The organism is Acidithiobacillus sp. IBUN Pt1247-S3, assembly GCF_041146875.1.
Taxonomy (GTDB): domain Bacteria; phylum Pseudomonadota; class Gammaproteobacteria; order Acidithiobacillales; family Acidithiobacillaceae; genus Igneacidithiobacillus.
The window spans coordinates 1-2634 of the sequence record NZ_JBFRXP010000052.1 but is presented as its reverse complement, the minus strand read 5'-3'; the positions used below and the strand labels follow the sequence as shown (position 1 = coordinate 2634).

Below are 2634 nucleotides of genomic sequence, written 5' to 3'. Positions count from 1 at the left end.
AGCCGCGTCTCAGCAACTGACTCTGTTGTAGTGGAGCGTTTTAAAATCGCTATTCGCAATATCAATGAGTTATAAAATTAACTGTCGAACTCGGGGGAGCAAGGGCGTAAAGGATGATCCAATGGATGGAAATACCCACGACCAGAAAGCCAATCGCCAGTAGTGCGGACAGCATCCCACCAGCGATATCCAGGGCATGGAGCAGACCAAACACTCGACTACGCTCCGAGGCCGGCGTTACCTGAACCAGGAGAGCGCGTCGTGCGGGTGTACGAAAATAGCGTGCCCATCACCCGCCAATGAACAGAATGGCGGCTCCCCACAAGCTACCCGTGAGAGCGGAAAACGCCATGAGCGGAATAAGCGCGTTTCCGGCAATGATGACTTTTCTGATCAAAATGGTCCCCAGCGAGACCACCTAAATAGGCAAAAAATGACCCACCGCCAAAGGCTATGGCGGTGATGATGCCGTACCAGTAGATGGCCGCATGCAATTCAAAGACCACATAGAGCGGAAACAAGGCCGCCACACCCTGATAACCGAGATCGGCAAAAAATGCCGAAAAGCAGAGTAAATAGACATCGCGATGCAGAACGGGGTCCGATGGTTTCATCATGGTGTACCCATCTGGTGGATTCGCACATGACCCCACTCTCGCAGTATCCGCGCCTGCTTCTCCGAGCACGGCATCAGTGGTTTCTTGCGTTTATCCAATGTCCATGCCGCCATTTCATCTCCTTCCATCCGTGCGGGTGCTTGGTACCTCGGGCATTTCTGCCCATCTCTCCTCGGGGCTGTGTGTACCGGCTCCCGTAGTTTCCCACAGCGACCAGAACCTTCGGGCCTTTCCCTTTGCCAAGCCATGATTCCGGCCTTGCAGAGCGGCGAACTGAGGAAGCATTCGCCGGTTCGTCTTACCGCCCCTACGGCACGCCTACAAGTGGTCCATCGGTTCTGGTGCTGCATCGCATGCGTGAGCAGTTGGTTAAGATCCAAACGATGCAGGTGAGCGCGATTCGCGGATTGCTGTATGAATTTGGCGTCGATCTTCCTCAGGGACGCGGAAAGCCTTGCTGAGCATGCTGACTTTCCGCAGATTCTTCACAGCTTCACTTTCCCACCCGCGAGGATTGCCGCTTTGACAAACCGCTCTCCCCATCCCCCCAACCCGAGCCCTTAGTCTCAACCCCGAACTTCGAAAAAATCGCGCTGACCCCGCCCAGCCATCGAGCCTACTCGGACGCGCCAAGCATCTTCAGTGGTATTGCCTGCATGAATCCATCATTGGTACCGATGAAATATGTGCTGCCCACGGCAACACCATTTTGCGGGCCGTAGCCGCCCTCCTTCTGGTTATAAACATGAGTGATCTTGCCACTCGATTTGACAAGCGTGAAAATATTACCCTTGCCGGTCGGTTGGATCACGTCGTCGCCCACGATCGTCGGGGCCGCCTTCATTCCCGCCTTGAGCGGCACAGTCCAGATGATCTTGCCGGTCTTGGCATCGATCGCGTACTCGTCGTGGGTCACAGGGCTGCCGGTATAGATCACGCCATCCATAATCGCCGGAACTGCATCCTTATTGCGCGGCGGTGTCTTGCCGACCCCGAGCGTTTTCGACCACACGATCTTGCCGGTCCCGATATTGATCGCGATTTCCTCTGAACCCGAGGTCGCCTTCTGGGAAGACGACCGGGTTTCGATTTGTCCGATCGCGACATCACCCTCGACCGCCCAGGTTCCATCCCCGCCGCTGCTCGAAAAGATGTGCTTCGGATGCACCGTCCACAACCGTTTGCCGGTCGCTACGTTGAGCGCATAGATATTGCTCGGATGCGTGCCACCCATGATGATCACATTTTTCTTTGGATCGAACGTGGCGGACGACATGCTGACGAAGGACGTGATCACCGTCTTCCATTTGAGCTCCCCAGTTGCGGCATCAAGCGCATAGACATGTCCGTCACCGTTGCCGAACAGCAGCATTCCTTTGTCGAACACCGCCGTGGGCATATCCTCGCCCTTGGTCCTATAGGTCCACACGAGCTTGCCTGTCGCGGCATCGACGGCATCAACCGCCGAAACATCGGACCCACGAATCACTGCAGCACCCTTGACGCCGAATTTCTCGGCATGGCTGTATGTGAACACCGAGTTACCGGCACCGATGAACACGAGCTGCTTGCCACCGGCAGTGGCCACCACCGGCGTGGTCATCAATTGGTTATAGGCATTGAACGACCATTCGAGCTTTCCGGTCCTGGCATTGAGCTTGTACAGATAGCCGTTGTCGTTCGGCGCGAACACCGCACCGTCGACCACTGCAACCCCTATCGGAAACCCGACCAGATCACGAATGATCGTGTTGTTCTTCACTGCCTTACGCGCATCCGCCGCCTCTGGCACCTCGTAGGTCCAGTTTACTGCCGGAAACCGCGATTTCATCGCCGCATTATGGCCTGGCTGCATCGCATACATCGGCCAGGACGAGGGCGTGTCCGCCGCCTGTGCCGTACAACTCACCCCGGTTGCAATGGCGCAAGCCGCGAGCCCGAGGCGCATGATGATCTTGAATGTCATTGGACTACTCCTTTGTCAATGCGCCAATAAGCTAAAACCGCCTTTTTAAGG

At 56.0% G+C, this 2634-nt stretch carries 2 protein-coding genes and 1 pseudogene; 1 reads left to right on the top strand and 2 read right to left on the bottom strand.

The genetic code is table 11. From position 1 onward, the window contains the following. Window positions 1-326: 326 nt before the first annotated feature. The gene (locus AB4090_RS14910; RefSeq protein WP_369574665.1) at window positions 327-617 is read right to left on the bottom strand and encodes a hypothetical protein; all 291 of its coding nucleotides are present in this window, start codon (window positions 615-617) and stop codon (window positions 327-329) included. A gap of 332 nt (window positions 618-949) precedes the next feature. Between AB4090_RS14910 and AB4090_RS14905 the strand changes: the two are divergent. After that, window positions 950-1069 (top strand): annotated as a pseudogene (locus tag AB4090_RS14905) (IS110 family transposase); the annotation flags it as partial. A gap of 164 nt (window positions 1070-1233) precedes the next feature. On the opposite strand, the gene AB4090_RS14900 reads toward AB4090_RS14905, so the two are convergent. Next, entirely contained in the window at window positions 1234-2583 is a 1350-nt protein-coding gene (locus AB4090_RS14900; protein ID WP_369574664.1) for a PQQ-binding-like beta-propeller repeat protein, read from the bottom strand. Between the last annotated feature and the right edge of the window lie 51 nt (window positions 2584-2634).

Bases quoted from the DNA above. Each gene is read 5' to 3' on its own strand.
- AB4090_RS14910 (WP_369574665.1), bottom strand. From the start codon at position 617: ATGATGAAACCATCGGACCCCGTTCTGCATCGCGATGTCTATTTACTC.
- AB4090_RS14900 (WP_369574664.1), bottom strand. From the start codon at position 2,583: ATGACATTCAAGATCATCATGCGCCTCGGGCTCGCGGCTTGCGCCATT.